13 protein-coding genes are annotated in these 17,381 nt (G+C 63.8%); 10 read left to right on the top strand and 3 right to left on the bottom strand.

Annotated elements, in window-relative coordinates; genetic code table 11:
- Positions 1-9: 9 nt before the first annotated feature.
- Entirely contained in the window at positions 10-474 is a 465-nt protein-coding gene (locus N0B28_RS25055; protein WP_043863419.1) for an Lrp/AsnC family transcriptional regulator, read from the top strand.
- Between the two features lie 3 nt (positions 475-477).
- Here the strand turns inward: N0B28_RS25055 and N0B28_RS25050 are convergent, their stop codons facing one another.
- Positions 478-1,845 carry a CYTH domain-containing protein gene (locus N0B28_RS25050; protein WP_054915510.1) on the bottom strand — a complete coding sequence of 456 codons (1,368 nt, stop codon included), beginning with the start codon at positions 1,843-1,845 and terminating at the stop codon, positions 478-480.
- Between the two features lie 120 nt (positions 1,846-1,965).
- Here N0B28_RS25050 and argE point away from each other — a divergent pair, with 120 nt between their 5' ends.
- Both argE and argA read left to right on the top strand, forming a co-directional pair.
- Positions 1,966-3,123 (top strand): acetylornithine deacetylase, encoded by a 1,158-nt coding sequence (gene argE / locus N0B28_RS25045; protein ID WP_253086252.1) that lies wholly within the window; start codon positions 1,966-1,968, stop codon positions 3,121-3,123.
- Positions 3,124-3,246: 123 nt separating this feature from the next.
- Positions 3,247-4,545 (top strand): amino-acid N-acetyltransferase, encoded by a 1,299-nt coding sequence (gene argA / locus N0B28_RS25040; protein ID WP_043863422.1) that lies wholly within the window; start codon positions 3,247-3,249, stop codon positions 4,543-4,545.
- Between the two features lie 75 nt (positions 4,546-4,620).
- On the opposite strand, the gene N0B28_RS25035 is transcribed toward argA, so the two are convergent.
- Positions 4,621-5,997, bottom strand: a complete 1,377-nt coding sequence (locus N0B28_RS25035; protein WP_043863423.1) for a glutamine synthetase family protein — start codon at positions 5,995-5,997, stop codon at positions 4,621-4,623.
- A 603-nt stretch (positions 5,998-6,600) separates the two neighbouring features.
- Between N0B28_RS25035 and N0B28_RS25030 the strand changes: the two genes are divergently transcribed.
- The 7 genes from N0B28_RS25030 (at position 6,601) to N0B28_RS25000 (ending at position 14,900) form a co-directional block, all read left to right on the top strand.
- Complete coding sequence (locus N0B28_RS25030; RefSeq protein ID WP_043863424.1) at positions 6,601-7,959, top strand: glutamine synthetase family protein; 1,359 nt, start codon at positions 6,601-6,603, stop codon at positions 7,957-7,959.
- Between the two features lie 48 nt (positions 7,960-8,007).
- The gene (locus N0B28_RS25025) at positions 8,008-9,366 is read left to right on the top strand and encodes an aspartate aminotransferase family protein (RefSeq protein WP_043863425.1); all 1,359 of its coding nucleotides are present in this window, start codon (positions 8,008-8,010) and stop codon (positions 9,364-9,366) included.
- A 169-nt stretch (positions 9,367-9,535) separates the two neighbouring features.
- Positions 9,536-10,633, top strand: a complete 1,098-nt coding sequence (locus N0B28_RS25020; RefSeq protein WP_043863426.1) for a polyamine ABC transporter substrate-binding protein — start codon at positions 9,536-9,538, stop codon at positions 10,631-10,633.
- A 164-nt stretch (positions 10,634-10,797) separates the two neighbouring features.
- Positions 10,798-11,892 carry a polyamine ABC transporter substrate-binding protein gene (locus tag N0B28_RS25015; RefSeq protein WP_116052398.1) on the top strand — a complete coding sequence of 365 codons (1,095 nt, stop codon included), beginning with the start codon at positions 10,798-10,800 and terminating at the stop codon, positions 11,890-11,892.
- Positions 11,893-11,950: 58 nt separating this feature from the next.
- Positions 11,951-13,093 (top strand): polyamine ABC transporter ATP-binding protein, encoded by a 1,143-nt coding sequence (potA, locus tag N0B28_RS25010; RefSeq protein WP_043863428.1) that lies wholly within the window; start codon positions 11,951-11,953, stop codon positions 13,091-13,093.
- A gap of 35 nt (positions 13,094-13,128) precedes the next feature.
- Positions 13,129-14,010, top strand: a complete 882-nt coding sequence (locus tag N0B28_RS25005; RefSeq protein ID WP_173925095.1) for an ABC transporter permease subunit — start codon at positions 13,129-13,131, stop codon at positions 14,008-14,010.
- Complete coding sequence (locus N0B28_RS25000; RefSeq protein ID WP_043863430.1) at positions 14,007-14,900, top strand: ABC transporter permease subunit; 894 nt, start codon at positions 14,007-14,009, stop codon at positions 14,898-14,900. The genes N0B28_RS25005 and N0B28_RS25000 overlap by 4 nt, the downstream gene beginning before the upstream one ends.
- Positions 14,901-15,002: 102 nt before the next feature.
- Here N0B28_RS25000 and N0B28_RS24995 read toward each other — a convergent pair whose 3' ends face one another.
- Positions 15,003-17,375, bottom strand: coding sequence for a penicillin acylase family protein (locus tag N0B28_RS24995; RefSeq protein ID WP_275729445.1), 2,373 nt, complete (start codon positions 17,373-17,375; stop codon positions 15,003-15,005).
- Between the last annotated feature and the right edge of the window lie 6 nt (positions 17,376-17,381).

Raw genomic sequence — 17,381 nt, 5'->3', positions numbered from 1 at the left:
GGATAAAACATGCAAAGCCAACTGGACGCCTACGACCGACGTATCCTGGCTCTGCTGCAGGAGGATGCGTCGCTGTCCAGCGCACAGATTGCCGAACGGGTCGGCCTGTCGCAGTCGCCGTGCTGGCGGCGGATCCAGCGGCTCAAGGAGGAGGGGGTGATTCGCGGGCAGGTGACCCTGCTCGATCGCAAGAAGATCGGCCTGAACACGCAGATTTTCGCCGAGGTCAAACTCAACGCCCACGGGCGGACCAACTTCGCCGAATTCACCGAGGCGATCCGCGAGTTTCCCGAGGTGCTGGAATGCTATGTGCTGATGGGCGCAGTGGACTTCCTGCTGCGCATCGTCACCCCGGACATCGAAGCCTACGAACGGTTCTTCTTCGAAAAGCTGTCGATGGTGCCGGGGATCCAGGAGGTCAACTCGATCGTGGCCTTGTCCGAAATCAAGTCCACGACCAGCTTGCCGGTGTAGCCGTCACTTGCGCAGCAGGTGCTTCCAGCCGCGGCTCTGGAACACCGCCATGGCCTGATGCACACGGGCTTCGAGCACGTCGTCGCTGATTGGCAGGCTGGCCAGTTCGTGCAGCTTGTTCAGCTCGCCGAACAGGCGGTCCAGGTCGGGGCTTTCCAGCACCTGGCGGGCATGGTGCAGCCAGGCCAGCAGGCGCTCGATGCGCGGCAGCTGTTCGGCCAGGTCTTCAGGCTGGCGGTGGTACAGCGGCAGTTGCAGCGCGTTGGCTTCGTCCGACAGCAGCACCTTGAGCCAGTTGCCCAGTTGCGCAGCGCCCTGGCGGTCGCCACGTTTGTTGCGCTCGACGGTCCAGCCACGGGCCAGCAGCCAGCGCGAGGTGTCCAGCGAGAACTGGCCCCAGCGGGTGTCGAGCAGTTCTTCGGCGAACTGCTCGGGCGCCGCGCGGCGCACGTCTTCGTCGTCGTTGCCGGCCAGCACCAGCGGGCGCCAGTCCTCGAGCAGGGCGTCGAGGCTGGCACGCAGGGCGCTGGTGGTCGGGCGTGGCGCGGCCTGGCCCAGGCTGCCGAGCAGGGCGCGCAGTTCGGCCAGGCTCTGGACCCAGTCCTGCAGCAGGCGCCAGTGTCCGTTGAACAGGTACTGCTCGGCCAGGCGCTGGCTGCTGCCCAGCAGGTGCCAGGCCAGTGCCGCGAAGGCATCGTCCAGCGGCATCTCGGCGTTCAGTTCAGCAGGCGGCAGGCTCACGGCGAAGCTCGAGGGGTCGAGCAGGCGGTAGCCGCGTTCGGCCTTGCTGATGTCGCACGGCATCAGCGGCAGGCTGGCGGCCAGCTCGGCGGCCAGTTCCAGCAGTGCGGCCGGGTCGCCTTCACGCAGTTCCAGCTCAAGCTCGCAGATGGCTTCCTTCTGCTTGCCGGCCACTACATGGCCCAGGTCCAGCGCAGCCTCGATGACCACCTTGGCCTTGCCACGGCCCCAGGCGATTTCGGCGTACTCGCGGGTGAAGTCGGTGCTGAACAGCGGCTTGATGGTTTTCTTGTCCAGGTCGGCCAGCTCGGCCGGCCATACCTGCTCGTCGAGCTTCTTGAGGTCGAGCTTGGCCTTGGGCAGCTGCCATTCGTGCTCGTTGCGTACCGACAGCCCGGCGGTGCTGTGGCCACGGGCCTTGAGGGTCTGGATCACCACGTCGCCGTCACGGCGCAGGCGCAGGGCCACCTTGGCCGCGGCCAGGTCGCGTTCTGGGGTATCGAAATATTGATTGAGCAGCTCGCGCTGCTGCCAGCCGGACTTGTTGCGCTTCTTCAGCAACGGGTGTTCGCGCAGGGCAGCGAGGGTCTCGCGGCTGACCCGCAGTTTGAGTTCGGTTTCTTTGTTCATTGCTGGCAGGCTCGATGACTGGGTGCGTCTTGGCCGTGCAGTGTACAGGAGTCGGCCGCTGACGGTTTATTCCAGGTGCCCGATAGCCCTATGATGGGCCTCGTACCGAGGAGAATGCGCATGCCTTTGCCGCCGCTCAAAGACCAGTTCGCCGCCCTGATCGCCACGCCGTCGGTCAGTTGCACCCAGCCGAGCCTGGACCAGTCCAACCGCGCGGTGATCGACCTGCTGGCCACCTGGCTGGGTGACCTGGGTTTTGCCTGCGAGCTGCAGGAGGTTACGCCGGGCAAGTTCAACCTGCTGGCCAGCTACGGCAGCGGCCCCGGCGGCCTGGTGCTGGCCGGGCACAGCGACACGGTGCCCTATGACCCGCAGCTGTGGCAGACCGATCCGCTCAAGCTGACCGAGGTTGACGGGCGCTGGGTGGGCCTTGGCAGTTGCGACATGAAGGGCTTCTTCGCCCTGGTGATCGAAGCGGTACGCCCGCTGCTCGAGCAGCCGTTCAGGCAGCCGCTGCTGATCCTGGCCACCTGCGACGAGGAAAGTTCGATGTCCGGCGCCCGCGCCCTGGCCGACGCCGGCCGCCCGCTGGGCCGTGCAGCGGTGATCGGCGAGCCGACCGGGCTGCGCCCGATCCGCCTGCACAAGGGGGTGATGATGGAGCGCATCGATATCCTCGGGCGCAGCGGTCATTCGTCCGATCCGAGCCTGGGCCACAGCGCCTCGGAGGCGATGCATGCGGTGATGGGCGAGCTGATGGGCCTGCGCCGGCAATGGCAGCAGCAGTACAGCAACGCCCAGTTCAGCGTGCCGCAGCCGACCATGAACTTCGGCTGCATCCACGGTGGCGACAACCCCAACCGTATCTGCGGGCAGTGCGCCCTGGAGTTCGACCTGCGCCCACTACCGGGGATGGACCCCGAAGTGCTGCGTGCGGCGATCCGCAGCAAGCTGGCGCCGCTGGCCGAACAGCACCAGGTGCAGATCGACTACGCGCCGCTGTTTCCCGAGGTGCCGCCGTTCGAGCAGGCCGCCGACGCCGAACTGGTGCGCGTGGCCGAGCGTCTTACCGGGCATACGGCCGAGGCGGTGGCCTTTGGTACCGAGGCGCCTTATCTTCAACGTCTGGGCTGCGAAACCCTGGTGCTGGGCCCCGGCGACATCAGCTGTGCCCATCAGCCGGGCGAATACCTCGAAATGTCACGCCTGGAGCCTACCGTGCGTCTATTGCGTGAGTTGATCGGGCATTATTGCCTCAACCCGGTAATTGCCCGCTGATTTCAACCGTTTTTACCCAAGGAGAATGCGCGTGACGCCAGACCTGTTGCGACGATAACCCTTCGAGCGCTGTGTGCTTTTCCGTTCTTGTCCTTTTTCCACAGGTTTCTACAGGCTCTGGTTATGCCCGAATACGTCAATTGGCTGCGTCATGCTTCGCCTTACATCAATGCCCACCGCGACTGCACCTTCGTGGTCATGCTGCCCGGTGACGGGGTCGAGCACCCCAACTTCGGCAATATCGTCCACGACCTGGTGCTGCTGCACAGCCTGGGCGTGCGCCTGGTTCTGGTGCACGGTTCGCGCCCGCAGATCGAAAGCCGCCTGGCCGCCCGCGGCCTGAGCGCGCACTACCATCACGGCCTGCGCATCACCGATGCGGCCACCCTGGAATGCGTGATCGACGCGGTCGGCCACCTGCGCATCGCCATCGAGGCGCGCCTGTCGATGGACATGGCCGCCTCGCCGATGCAGGGTTCGCGCCTGCGCGTGGCCGCCGGCAACCTGGTCACTGCGCGCCCCATCGGCGTGCTCGAAGGCGTCGATTATCACCACACCGGCGAGGTGCGCCGGGTCGATCGCAAGGGCATCAATCGCCTGCTCGACGAGCGCTCCATCGTGCTGCTGTCGCCGCTGGGCTATTCGCCCACCGGCGAGATCTTCAACCTGGCCTGCGAAGACGTCGCCACCCGTGCGGCCATCGAGCTGGGGGCCGACAAGCTGCTGCTGTTCGGCGCCGAGCGCGGGCTGATGGATGAGAGCGGCAGGCTGGTGCGTGAGCTGCGCCCGCAGCAGGTGCCGGCGCATCTGCAACGCCTGGGCTCGGACTATCAGGGCGAGTTGCTGGACGCGGCCGCCGAAGCCTGCCGTGGCGGTGTGGCGCGCAGCCACATCGTCAGCTATGCCGAGGACGGTGCGCTGCTCACCGAGCTGTTCACCCGTGACGGTGGCGGCACGCTGGTGGCTCAGGAACAGTTCGAGAAGGTGCGCGAGGCGGCCATCGAGGATGTCGGCGGCCTGCTGGACCTGATCAGCCCGCTGGAAGAGCAGGGCATCCTGGTGCGGCGTTCGCGCGAGGTGCTGGAGCGCGAGATCGAGCAGTTCAGTGTGGTGGAGCGCGAGGGGATGATCATTGCCTGCGCGGCGCTGTACCCGATCGCCGATTCGGAGGCGGGCGAGTTGGCGTGCCTGGCGGTGAACCCGGAATACCGGCATGGCGGGCGTGGCGACGAGTTGCTGGAGCGCATCGAGACACGGGCGCGGGAGATGGGCTTGAAGACCTTGTTCGTGCTGACGACGCGCACGGCGCACTGGTTCCGCGAACGCGGCTTCGTGCCCAGCGAGGTGGAGCGGCTGCCTGCGGCGAGGGCTTCGCTGTACAACTACCAGCGCAATTCGAAGATCTTCGAGAAGGCGCTTTAAGGGCTTCGCCGGCAAGGTCGGCTCCTACACGGTCACATCGACCCTGTAGGAGCCGGCCTTGCCGGCGAATTGACCTTACACGGTGTGCAGGTACCAGTTGTACTCAAGGTCGGAGATGGAGTGTTCGAACTCCTCCAGCTCGCTTTCCTTGCAGGCCACGAAGATATCGATGTACTTCGGATCGATGTACTTGGCCATGATCTCGCTGTCGTCCAGCTCGCGCAGTGCATCACGCAGGTTGTTCGGCAGGCTCTGCTCGTTCTGCTCGTAGGAGTTGCCCACCATCGCCGGGCCCGGTTCGACCTTGTTGGTCAGACCGTGGTGCACGCCCGCCAGTACGGCTGCCATCAGCAGGTACGGGTTGGCGTCGGCACCGGCCACACGGTGCTCCAGGCGCACGGCGTCCGGCGTGCCGGTCGGTACGCGCAAGGCCACGGTACGGTTGTCCAGGCCCCAGGTCGGGGAGTTGGGCACGTAGAACTGGGCACCAAAACGGCGGTACGAGTTGACGTTCGGGCACAGGAACGCCATCGACGCCGGCAGGGTCTCGAGCACACCGCCGATCGCGTGACGCAATGCGGCGTTCTGCTCGGGATCCTCGCTGGTAAAGATGTTCTTGCCATCCTTGTCCAGCACCGAGATATGCACGTGCAGACCATTGCCCGCCTGGCCAGGGTACGGCTTGGCCATGAAGGTGGTGTCCATCTCATGGTCGTAGGCGATGTTCTTGATCAGACGCTTGAGCAGTACCGCGTAGTCGCAGGCCTTGATCGGGTCGGCCACGTGGTGCAGGTTCACTTCGAACTGCGCCGGGGCACTTTCCTTGACGATGGCATCAGCCGGGATGCCTTGTTCCTTGGCACCTTCCAGAATGTCCTGCAGACAGTCGACGTACTCGTCGAGGTCGTCGATCAGGTACACCTGGGTGGAGATCGGACGCTTGCCCGAGATCGGCGAGCGCGGCGGCTGTGGACGGCCGTTCACGTTCTCCTGGTCGATCAGGTAGAACTCCAGCTCGAACGCGGCGCAGATGGTCAGGCCCAGGTCGTCGAACTTGCTCACCACCTGGCGCAGCACTTCACGCGGGTCGGCGAAGAACGGCTCGCCCTCGAGCTCGTGCATGGTCATCAGCAGCTGCGCGGTAGGGCGCTTCTGCCAGGGCTCGTTGGAGAGGGTGCCGGGGATGGGATAGCAGATACGGTCGGCATCGCCGATGTCCAGGCCCAGGCCGGTGCTTTCGACGGTGGAACCGTTGATGTCCAGGGCGAAGAGGGAGGCCGGCAGGTTGATGCCTTTCTCGTAAACCTTGTGCAGGCTCGTGCGTTCGATGCGCTTGCCACGCACCACACCATTCATATCTGCAATCAGAAGGTCAACGTAGAGAACCTCAGGATGTTCCTTAAGGAACGCGTTCGCTTCGTTAAGCTGAACGGCACGCGGGGGTACCGACATGATGCAACACCTTTGTTGTTAAAAATATCAATCAATGGGGGCTTGCAGGTTCAGTCAACGCGAAAGCCCTGCTGAAGTCAAGCCAGCCCCATCATGCCCTAAAACGGCGCTGAAGCGGCATTTTTGCTGCAAATGAGGGCGTCGACAAGGCCTGCTTTGGTAGCGAGACAGCGACTTTGAGCGGGCCGTATTCTATTTTTTACAGGGGTGTTGTGTAAAAAAATGAACAAGGCTAAGCTCGGTTGCAACCCATAACAGCAATAATACCGGGGGTTACATGTCTCGCCAGCCGACAATCGGCGTCACCGGCCGCACCGCGCGGATCGGTCTGCACGCCCGCCGCACCCACGGCAGATACCGCGTGGCCGTGCACCGCCACCTGGCCGCAATAATTGACGGCCTGGGCTGCATGCCCGGTATCGCACCCTCTTCTGTAATCGACTGCCACCACTATAGCCGGCCAGGCGGCCCAGCGGGTATTGCCCTGCGCGTTCGCCCCGTGGCAGGTGCTTTGCTTTAGCGTCGTGCGGCATCCAGAATGAGCAGGACGGCCCAGCCTGGGCGTCCTGACGTCAGTCCAGACATTTACCTCCTGAGGTATTTATGAGTAACAACCTCGACCAGCTCACCGATTGGTTGAAAGAGCACAAGATCACCGAAGTCGAGTGTCTGATCAGCGACCTCACCGGTATCACGCGCGGCAAGATCTCCCCCACCAACAAGTTCATTGCCGAAAAGGGCATGCGCCTGCCCGAAAGTGTGCTGTTGCAGACGGTGACCGGCGACTACGTCGACGATGACATCTATTACGAGCTGCTCGATCCGGCCGACATCGACATGATCTGCCGCCCCGACGAGAACGCGGTATTCCTGGTGCCATGGGCCATCGAGCCCACCGCGCAGGTGATCCACGACACCTACGACAAGCAGGGCAACCCGGTCGAGCTGTCGCCGCGCAACGTGCTCAAGAAGGTCTTGAAGCTCTACGCCGACAAAGGCTGGCAGCCGATCGTGGCGCCGGAGATGGAGTTCTACCTGACCAAGCGCTGCGAGGACCCGGACTTCCCGCTGCAGCCGCCCATCGGCCGCTCGGGTCGCCCCGAGACCGGTCGCCAGTCGTTCTCCATCGAGGCCGCCAACGAATTCGACCCGCTGTTCGAGGACGTCTACGACTGGTGCGAACTGCAGCACCTGGACCTGGACACGCTGATCCACGAGGACGGCACCGCGCAGATGGAAATCAACTTCCGTCACGGCAACGCGCTGTCGCTGGCCGACCAGATCCTGGTGTTCAAGCGCACCATGCGCGAGGCCGCGCTCAAGCACAACGTCGCCGCCACCTTCATGGCCAAGCCCATGACCGGCGAGCCGGGCAGTGCGATGCACCTGCACCAGAGCATCATCGACGTGAACACCGGCAAGAACATCTTCTCCAACGAAGACGGCAGCATGAGCCAGCTGTTCCTGCACCACGTCGGTGGCCTGCAGAAGTTCATCCCGTCGGTGCTGCCGCTGTTTGCCCCCAACGTCAACTCGTTCCGCCGCTTCCTGCCCGACACCTCGGCGCCGGTGAACGTGGAGTGGGGCGAGGAGAACCGCACCGTGGGCCTGCGCGTGCCGGATGCCGGCCCGCAGAACCGGCGTGTGGAAAACCGCCTGCCCGGCGCCGACGCCAACCCTTACCTGGCGATTGCCGCCAGCCTGTTGTGCGGTTACATCGGCATGGTCGAAGGCATCAACCCCAGCGCGCCGGTCAAGGGCCGCGGTTACGAGCGGCGCAACCTGCGCCTGCCGCTGACCATCGAGGACGCCCTTGAACGCATGGAGAACTGCAGCGCGCTGGAGCCGTACCTGGGCAAGAAATTCATCGCAGGCTACGTCGCCACCAAACGCGCCGAGCATGAAAATTTCAAACGCGTGATCAGCTCCTGGGAACGCGAGTTCCTGCTGTTCGCGGTCTGATAAACCCCGGGGCCGCAGGAGCGCGGCCGTCAGTCATCGGAGAAGCACATGAGCGTCAAGAACCCGCAAACCCGCGAGTGGCAAGACCTGAGTCGTGATCATCACCTGGCGCCGTTCAGCGACTACAAGCAGCTGAAGGAAAAAGGCCCGCGGATCATCACCAAGGCCAAGGGCGTGCACCTGTGGGACAGCGAGGGCAACAAGATCCTCGACGGCATGGCCGGGCTGTGGTGCGTGGCCGTCGGCTACGGCCGTGAAGAACTGGCCGAGGCGGCAGCCAGCCAGATGCGCGAGCTGCCGTACTACAACCTGTTCTTCCAGACCGCCCACCCGCCGGCGCTGGAGCTGGCCCGGGCGATCACCGAGGTGGCTCCTGCGGGCATGAGCCATGTGTTCTTCACCGGCTCCGGCTCCGAAGGCAACGACACCAACCTGCGCATGGTCCGCCATTACTGGGCGCTCAAGGGCAAGCCGCAGAAGCAGGTGATCATCGGTCGGGTCAACGGCTATCACGGCTCCACCGTGGCCGGCGCTGCCCTGGGCGGCATGAGCGGCATGCACGAGCAGGGCGGTACGCTGCCGGGCATCGTGCATATTGCGCAGCCGTACTGGTTCGGCGAAGGCGGCGACATGACCCCGGACGCGTTCGGCGTATGGGCCGCCGAGCAACTGGAGAAGAAGATCCTCGAGGTCGGCGAAGACAACGTCGCCGCCTTTATCGCCGAGCCGATCCAGGGTGCTGGCGGGGTGATCATCCCACCAGAAACCTACTGGCCGAAGATCAAGGAAATCCTCGCCAAGTACGAAATCCTGTTCATTGCCGATGAGGTGATCTGCGGTTTCGGTCGTACCGGCCAGTGGTTCGGTACCGACTACTACGGCCTCAAGCCCGACCTGATGACCATCGCCAAGGGCCTGACTTCGGGCTATATCCCCATGGGCGGCGTGATCGTGCGTGACGAAGTGGCTGCCGTGCTCAGTGAAGGCGGCGACTTCAACCACGGCTTCACCTACAGCGGCCACCCGGTGGCGGCAGCGGTGGCCCTGGAAAACCTGCGGATCCTGCGCGACGAGAAAATCATCGAGCGCGTTCAGGCAGAAACGGCACCGTATTTGCAGAAACGTCTGCGTGAGCTGAACGATCATCCGCTGGTGGGCGAGGTCCGTGGCCTGGGCATGCTCGGCGCGATCGAGCTGGTCAAGGACAAGGCGACCCGCACCCGTTACGAGGGCAAGGGCGTGGGCATGATCTGCCGCCAGTTCTGCTTCGACAACGGGCTGATCATGCGCGCCGTGGGCGACACCATGATCATCGCGCCGCCGCTGGTCATCACCTGCGAGGAGATCGACGAGCTGGTGGAAAAGGCACGCAAATGCCTGGACCTGACGCTCGAAGCGTTGAAGTGAGCAGGTGCTAGGCTCAGCCTTGGGTTGAATGGCGATCTGCGGCGCACTCTGGTTGAAACCGCGCCGTGGATCTTGCCAGACTAGCGACTGTTTCAGTCGCCCAGCGCTTGCGCCGAACGAGTCGGTCGCTGAACAGATGGTTTCTATAAAAAATTCTGGAGCATTACGCATGAAGAAAATGGGCAAGACGCTGTTGGCCGCTACCCTCGCGGGGTTGATGGCCGGTGCTGTTCAGGCGGACGACAAGGTGCTGCACGTCTACAACTGGTCCGACTACATTGCGCCGGACACCATCGCCAAGTTCGAGAAGCAGTCGGGCATCAAGGTGGTCTACGATGTGTTCGACAGCAACGAAACCCTGGAAGCCAAGCTGCTGGCCGGCAAGTCGGGCTACGACGTGGTGGTACCGTCCAACAACTTCCTGGCCAAGCAGATCAAGGCCGGTGTGTACCAGGAGCTGGACAAGTCCAAGCTGCCGAACTGGAAGAACCTCGACGAAGACCTGCTCAAGGCCGTGGGCGATGCCAGTGACCAGGGCAACAAGCATGCCTTCCCGTACATGTGGGGCAGCATCGGCATCGGCTACAACCCCGAGAAGGTCAAGGCCGCGCTGGGCGTCGACAAGATCGACTCGTGGGACGTGGTGTTCAAGCCGGAAAACATCGCCAAGCTCAAGAGCTGCGGCGTGAGTTTCCTCGACGCACCGACCGAAATGATCCCGGCGGCCCTGCATTACCTGGGCAAGCCGACCAACAGCAAGGACAAGGCAGACCTGAAGGCCGCCGAAGACCTGTTCCTGAGCATTCGCCCATCGGTGGCGTACTTCCATTCCTCCAAGTACATCTCGGACCTGGCCAACGGCAACATCTGCGTGGCCGTGGGTTACTCGGGTGACCTGGAGCAGTCCAAGGCCCGTGCCCACGAAGCGGGCGACAAGGTCAAGCTGGCCTACAGCATTCCGAAAGAAGGCGCCGGCACCTTCTATGACATGGTCGCGATTCCCAAGGACGCCACCAATGTCGAAGCAGCCTACAAGTTCATGGACTTCCTGATGCAGCCGGAAGTCATGGCCGAGATCACCAACGCCGTGCGCTTCCCGAACGGCAACAAGGCAGCCACCGCTCTGGTGGACAAGGACATCTCCGGCGACCCGAGCATCTACCCGTCGGATGAAGTGAAGAAGCACCTGTACGCGATCAGCGACCTGGATGCAGGCACCCTGCGCCTGATCACCCGCAGCTGGACCAAGATCAAATCGGGCAAATAAATCCGGTTTTTCCCGTCAGGCACTGAAAAACAGTGCCTGAACGGGGCTCGAGGGCAAATTCTTTTTGCTCGATGGGTGTATCGAAGGTAAGTTGCGCGCCGGTTTGCCGGTACCGCAGGCGTATCTGCCAAACGACTCGGGCACTTTTGTAGAGGACCTCCCACTTGTCTACTTCACATTTTCGCAAGGCCGTCCTGGCCACAGCGAGCCTGACGCTGGCGATCAGTGTCCAGGCGGCGCCCACGGTGCATATCTACAACTGGTCGGACTACATCGGCCAGACCACCCTTGCGGACTTCGAAAAGGAGACCGGCATCAAGCCGGTGCAGGACGTCTTCGATTCCAACGAAACCCTGGAAGGCAAGCTGCTGGCCGGTCGCACCGGCTATGACGTGGTGGTGCCGTCCAACCATTTCCTCGGCAAGCAGATCAAGGCGGGCGCGTTCCAGAAGCTCGACAAGACGCTGCTGCCCAACTATTCCAATCTCGACCCGGCCCTGATGAAGCGCCTGGAGAAGAACGACCCGGGCAACCAGTACGCGGTCCCCTACCTGTGGGGCACCAATGGCATCGGCTACAACGTCGAGAAGGTCAAGGCCGTGCTGGGCACCGACACCATCGATTCATGGGCCGTGCTGTTCGAGCCGGAAAACATCAAGAAGCTCTCCAAGTGCGGCGTGGCGTTCCTCGACTCGGCCGACGAGATGCTGCCGGCGGTGCTCAACTACATGGGCCGCGACCCCAACAGCACCAACCCCAAGGACTACGCCGACGCCGAGAAGAAGCTGCTGGCCATACGGCCCTACGTGACCTACTTCCACTCGTCCAAGTACATCTCGGACCTGGCCAACGGCGACATCTGCGTGGCCGCCGGTTTTTCCGGCGACGTGTTCCAGGCCAAGTCCCGCGCCGAAGAGGCGGGCAAGGGCGTGGAAATCGCCTACGCGATCCCCAAGGAAGGCGGCAACCTCTGGTTCGACATGCTGGCGATTCCCAAGGACGCCAAGAACGTCAAAGAGGCCCACGCCTTCATCAACTATCTGCTCAAGCCTGAGGTCATCGCCCAGGTCAGCGATTACGTCGGTTACGCCAACCCGAACCCCAAGGCTGGCGAACTCATGGACCAGAGCGTGCGAACCGACGCAGCGGTTTACCCACCGCAAGAGGTGCTGGACAAGCTGTACGTCAACTCAGAGTTACCCCCCAAAGTGCAACGTTTGATGACCCGAAGCTGGACCAAGATCAAGTCGGGCAAGTAACTATCCAGGGCCCGTCACGGCAGGGGCGGGCACCAAAATCTTGTTGGGAGTTTCACACATGGCAGTTGCCTCCGGTGCCTATAAGAAAGCCCTAGAAGGCGATCAGCAACCTAAACAGGTGCTGGTCAAGATCGACCGGGTTACAAAGAAGTTCGACGAAACCGTAGCGGTGGACGATGTGTCCCTGGAGATCAAGAAGGGCGAGATCTTCGCGCTGCTCGGTGGCTCCGGCTCGGGCAAGTCCACCTTGCTGCGCATGCTGGCAGGGTTCGAGCGCCCGACCGAAGGGCGGATCTTCCTCGATGGCGTGGACATCACCGATATGCCGCCCTACGAGCGGCCGATCAACATGATGTTCCAGTCCTACGCGCTGTTCCCGCACATGAGCGTGGCCGACAACATCGCCTTCGGCCTCAAGCAGGACCGCATGAGCAAGGACGAGATCGAGGCGCGGGTGGCCGAGATGCTCAAGCTGGTGCACATGACCCAGTACGCCAAGCGCAAGCCGCACCAGCTCTCCGGTGGCCAGCGCCAGCGTGTGGCCCTGGCCCGTTCGCTGGCCAAGCGGCCCAAGCTGCTGCTGCTCGATGAGCCGATGGGCGCGCTGGACAAGAAACTGCGTTCGCAGATGCAGCTGGAGCTGGTGGAGATCATCGAGCGCGTGGGCGTGACCTGCGTGATGGTGACCCACGACCAGGAAGAGGCCATGACCATGGCCCAGCGCATCGCGATCATGCACCTGGGCTGGATTGCCCAGATCGGCAGCCCCATCGATATCTACGAAACCCCCACCAGCCGCCTGGTGTGCGAGTTCATCGGCAACGTCAACCTGTTCGAAGGCGAAGTGGTCGAGGACGCCGAGGGCCACGCGCTGATCGCCAGCCCCGAGCTCGAGCGCAAGATCTACGTGGGCCACGGTGTGACCACCTCGGTCGAAGACAAGCGCATCACCTATGCGCTGCGTCCGGAAAAACTGCTGGTGACCACCGAGCAGCCGAGCTTCGAGTTCAACTGGTCCCATGGCAAGGTGCACGACATCGCCTACCTGGGTGGCCATTCGGTGTTCTACGTGGAGCTGCCAGGCGGCAAGATCGTGCAGTCGTTCGTCGCCAACGCCGAGCGCCAGGGCACCCGGCCGACCTGGGATGACCAGGTCTACGTGTGGTGGGAAGACGACAGCGGCGTGGTCCTGCGGTCATGACAGCGCGCAAGCTCAAGCGAGCGTTTCAGCGATTGATACCCGAAGGGCGTCACCTGGTGATCGGGGTGCCGTTCCTGTGGCTGTTCCTGTTCTTCATGCTGCCGTTCTTCATCGTGCTGAAGATCAGCTTTGCCGAAGCCGACGTGGCGATCCCGCCGTACACCGAGATCTTCACCTACCTCGAAGACAAGGTGCAGCTGGTACTCAACCTGGCCAACTATGGCCTGTTGACCGAGGACGAGCTGTACATCGCGGCCTACCTGGGCTCGTTGAAGATGGCCCTGATCAGCACGATCCTGTGCCTGGCGATCGGCTACCCGATGGCCTATGCCATCGCCAACGCGCGCAAGGAAATGCAGACCGTGTTGCTGCTGCTGATCATGATGCCGACCTGGACGGCGATCCTGATCCGCGTGTATGCGTGGATGGGCATCCTCAGCAACAACGGGCTGCTCAATGCCTTCCTGATGTGGCTGGGGCTGATCGATCAGCCGCTGCAGATCCTCAACACCAACCTGGCGGTGTACATCGGCGTGGTCTATTCGTACCTGCCGTTCATGATCCTGCCGCTCTACGCCAACCTGGTCAAACACGACCAGAGCCTGCTGGAAGCGGCGTCCGACCTGGGTTCGAGCACCTTCAACAGCTTCTGGAAAATCACCGTGCCGCTGTCCAAGAACGGCATCGTGGCCGGCTGCATGCTGGTGTTCATCCCGGTGGTGGGCGAGTTCGTGATCCCCGAGCTGCTGGGCGGTCCGGAAACCCTGATGATCGGCAAGGTGCTGTGGCAGGAATTCTTCAACAACCGTGACTGGCCGGTGGCATCCGCCCTGGCGGTGGTGATGCTGGCAATCCTGATCGTGCCCATCCTGCTGTTCAACCGCAGCCAGGCCAAAGAGATGGAGGGCAGGGCATGAAGCGTTTCAGTTTCTCCAAACTGATGTTGGTGGTAGGCCTGCTGTTCATCTACCTGCCCATGCTGATCCTGGTGATCTACTCGTTCAACGCCTCCAAGCTGGTGACGGTGTGGGGGGGCTGGTCGGTGAAGTGGTACGTGGGCCTGCTCGACAACACCCAGCTGATGGGCTCGGTGATGCGCTCGCTGGAGATCGCCTGCTACACCGCGGTGGCCGCGGTGGCGCTGGGTACCCTGGCGGCGTTCGTACTGACCCGTGTGACCCGCTTCAAGGGGCGCACGCTGTTCGGTGGCCTGGTCACCGCACCGCTGGTAATGCCTGAGGTGATCACCGGTCTGTCGCTGTTGCTGCTGTTCGTGGCCATGGCGCAGATGATCGGCTGGCCGCAGGAGCGCGGCATCGTCACCATCTGGATCGCTCACACCACGTTCTGCGCCGCCTATGTGGCGGTGGTGGTGTCGGCTCGCCTGCGCGAGCTGGACCTGTCCATCGAAGAGGCGGCCATGGACCTGGGCGCGCGGCCGTGGAAGGTGTTCTTCCTGATCACCATCCCGATGATCGCGCCGTCGCTGGCGGCGGGCGGCATGATGTCGTTCGCACTGTCGCTGGACGACCTGGTGCTGGCCAGCTTCGTGTCCGGGCCGGGTTCGACCACCTTGCCGATGGAAGTGTTCTCGGCGGTGCGCCTGGGCGTGAAGCCGGAGATCAACGCGGTGGCCAGCCTGATCCTGCTCAGCGTGTCGCTGGTGACCTTCATGGTCTGGTACTTCAGCCGCCGTGCCGAAGAGCGCCGCAAGCGCGCGATCCAGCAAGCCATCGAAGAAAGCGCCGCGGACTCGTGGAAGCAGCCGGACGTGCGCCGCGCCACTGCGGCGCAGGTCTCGGCCTGATCTGAAAAAGCCATCACGGGTCACGCCCGCTCCCACAGGTTTTGCGAACACCGCAGACCCCTGTGGGAGCGGGCGTGACCCGCGATGGGCTGCACAGCAGCACTAGGGCACCAGCCGCAACGTCCCCTCGGTCTCCCCCGCCAACCCCATCAGCGCCCGCTGATACCTGCCGTCGATATAGTCCTGCGCCTGATCGGCATAGTGCCTGTCGAACACCACGCCGCTCTGCCCGAGCGGGTTGATGCTCAGCGCCGTCCCCGCATCGGCGAAATCGATCACGCGCCGCGTCGATGGCCCGTAGGTCACCGGCCACGGTGCCGGGCCGATTCTGGACGACAGGTTGTTCGGTACCTCATGCGCGCCCGGCGCCGCGAATGGCCCCACGTTGAACAGCAGGTTCAGCGGCTTCTGCGCACCCAGCGGGTGCCCGTGGGTCAACGTGTGCGCCTTGCCCCACTGCCAGTTCGCCGGGTCCTTGCCCAGGGTGGTGCGCAGGTGCGCCAAGGTGTTGTCCCAGGCCAGCTTGACCACCGTTTCGCGGTCACTGTGCGCGTTGCTGCCCTTGCGCGCCCACCACTGCGAATCCACGTCCGCGGCCAGGCGCGGCAGCAAGGTATCCACCATGCGCGTCGACAGCAGCGTCTCGAACCATTCGTCACCGAGCTCGTCATGGGTGGCGGCGCGGGCGAATTCGTACAGCAGCTGGTTGAACAGCGTGGCGCTGGTCGATTCCACCGGGTAGTCGCCGTGCCACGCGGCCAGTTGCTCGACCAGCTCGCGCTCGTGTACGTCGGTGACCACCTGGCGCAGTACCGACAGCAGCGGTGTGAGCAGGTGCGGGCCATAGGCGGTGGCCGTGTCCAGCTGCAATGCCTGGCTGTTGTGCAGGTCCCACTTCACGCCGGGCGAGGCCAGGTTGTTGTTGAGCTGGCGGCCGCGGTCCGGCGGGTTGTAGTAGCCGGGGATGACCATGCCGGTGGGCGACACCGGCTGGAAGTTGGCCGAGACGATGTAGCCCGCGGCGGGGTTCTCCTGCTGCGGGTTGGCGCTGAACGGGTAGAAGCCGAGCTTGTCGGCCTGGGCCGTGCTGCCGTCGAGAATGAACGCCGGGTTCACCCCATCCGGACGGATCGGCAACTGCGCTGCCGCCCACCAGCCGATATCGCCCTGTGCGTTGGCCCATACCAGGTTGAGGCCGGGGGCGTGGATCTTGGCGGCGGCCGCACGCATCCTGTCCAGGGTGTTGGCGCGGTTGATGTCGTAGAAGGCTTCCAGGATCGGGTTCTCGGTTTCCAGGAATGCCCACCACATCGCGATCGGCGTGCCGTTTTCATGCCCACTGACGGCGGGGTTGATGATCGGCCCGTGCGGCGAGCGGCGCAGGGTGAGGGTGAGCGGGTCTTCCCCCTTGATCCGGACCTGCTGCTGGGTGGAGGTGAGGTCGTGCCACTGGCCGTGGATCTTCACCTGTTCGGGGTTGTCCGGGTTGACCTGCTCGGCGATCAGGTCGAGGTCGTCGTTCTGGAACATGGTCAGGCTCCAGCCGAACTCGCGGTTGTGTCCCAGCGAGGCGAACGGGTTCAGCGCCTGGTGGTAGCCGTACAGGTGAAAGCCCGGCGCCGACAGTTCGGCCTCGTACCACACCGACGGCACCGAGAAGCGAATATGCGGGTCGCCCGCCAGCAGCGGCTTGCCACTGGCGGTGAGCCTGCCGCTGACGGCCCAGGCGTTGCTGCCCTCGAATTGCGGCAGGCCCGCATCGCCCAGCGCCTGGTGGCTGACCTGGGCGATGCGGCCCAGGCTGCGCCAGTCGGCGGCGGCCAGGTGTGGCGGGGTCTGCACCGCGCCTTCGGGGTCCCAACCCAGGTCGAAGTCGCTGAGGTAGTACTTGCCCAGGTGATCGCGCACGTAGGTCAGCAGCGGCTCGGTACGAAACGCGGCGGCGAAGCTGTAGGCCATGAACCCTGCGATGCTCAGGGTGTCCTCGGCGGTGAACGGGCGCGGTGTGATGCCCAGCACATCGAACTCCACGGGCCTGGGGTGCGAGTCCTGCCAGGCGTTCACGCCCTCCAGGTAGGCTTGCAGGGCCAGCCAGGCCGGGGATTGCCTGTCCTGGCGGGCGACCATGCTGCGCGCCTGCTCGGCAATGCGCAGGCTGCGGAACAGGGTGTCGGTCTCCACCAGCTTGGGGCCCAGTACCTCGGCCAGTTCGCCATTGGCCAGGCGCCGGGTGATTTCCATCTGGAACAGGCGGTCCTGGGCGTGCACGTAGCCCAGTGCGCGGTACAGGTCGGTTTCGTTCTGCGCCTGGATGTGCGGTACGCCGCGCTGGTCGTAGCGCACGCTCACCGGCGCCTGCAGGCCGGCCACGGTGACTTCGCCGGTGCGTTGCGGCAACTTGCTGTGGGCATACCAGTAGCCGCCGCCGGCGACGGCGGCGATGAGCACCGCAAGAAGGGTAAGGCTGCGTTTCATCGGGGC

The sequence above is a fragment of the Pseudomonas sp. SD17-1 genome (assembly GCF_029201585.1).
GTDB classification, from domain to species: Bacteria; Pseudomonadota; Gammaproteobacteria; order Pseudomonadales; family Pseudomonadaceae; genus Aquipseudomonas; species Aquipseudomonas palmensis.
The sequence above is the reverse complement of the archived record's forward strand: the minus strand, read 5'-3'. Positions and strand labels throughout refer to the sequence as shown.

What these genes read in the sequence shown, in the direction of transcription:
- N0B28_RS25000 (WP_043863430.1), top strand. Translation starts at nt 14,007, where the DNA reads ATGAAGCGTTTCAGTTTCTCCAAACTGATGTTGGTGGTAGGCCTGCTG.
- potA (WP_043863428.1), top strand. Translation starts at nt 11,951, where the DNA reads ATGGCAGTTGCCTCCGGTGCCTATAAGAAAGCCCTAGAAGGCGATCAG.
- N0B28_RS24995 (WP_275729445.1), bottom strand. Translation starts at nt 17,375, where the DNA reads ATGAAACGCAGCCTTACCCTTCTTGCGGTGCTCATCGCCGCCGTCGCC.
- N0B28_RS25050 (WP_054915510.1), bottom strand. Translation starts at nt 1,845, where the DNA reads ATGAACAAAGAAACCGAACTCAAACTGCGGGTCAGCCGCGAGACCCTC.
- N0B28_RS25020 (WP_043863426.1), top strand. Translation starts at nt 9,536, where the DNA reads ATGAAGAAAATGGGCAAGACGCTGTTGGCCGCTACCCTCGCGGGGTTG.
- argE (WP_253086252.1), top strand. Translation starts at nt 1,966, where the DNA reads ATGCCTTTGCCGCCGCTCAAAGACCAGTTCGCCGCCCTGATCGCCACG.
- N0B28_RS25025 (WP_043863425.1), top strand. Translation starts at nt 8,008, where the DNA reads ATGAGCGTCAAGAACCCGCAAACCCGCGAGTGGCAAGACCTGAGTCGT.
- N0B28_RS25035 (WP_043863423.1), bottom strand. Translation starts at nt 5,997, where the DNA reads ATGTCGGTACCCCCGCGTGCCGTTCAGCTTAACGAAGCGAACGCGTTC.
- N0B28_RS25030 (WP_043863424.1), top strand. Translation starts at nt 6,601, where the DNA reads ATGAGTAACAACCTCGACCAGCTCACCGATTGGTTGAAAGAGCACAAG.
- N0B28_RS25055 (WP_043863419.1), top strand. Translation starts at nt 10, where the DNA reads ATGCAAAGCCAACTGGACGCCTACGACCGACGTATCCTGGCTCTGCTG.
- argA (WP_043863422.1), top strand. Translation starts at nt 3,247, where the DNA reads ATGCCCGAATACGTCAATTGGCTGCGTCATGCTTCGCCTTACATCAAT.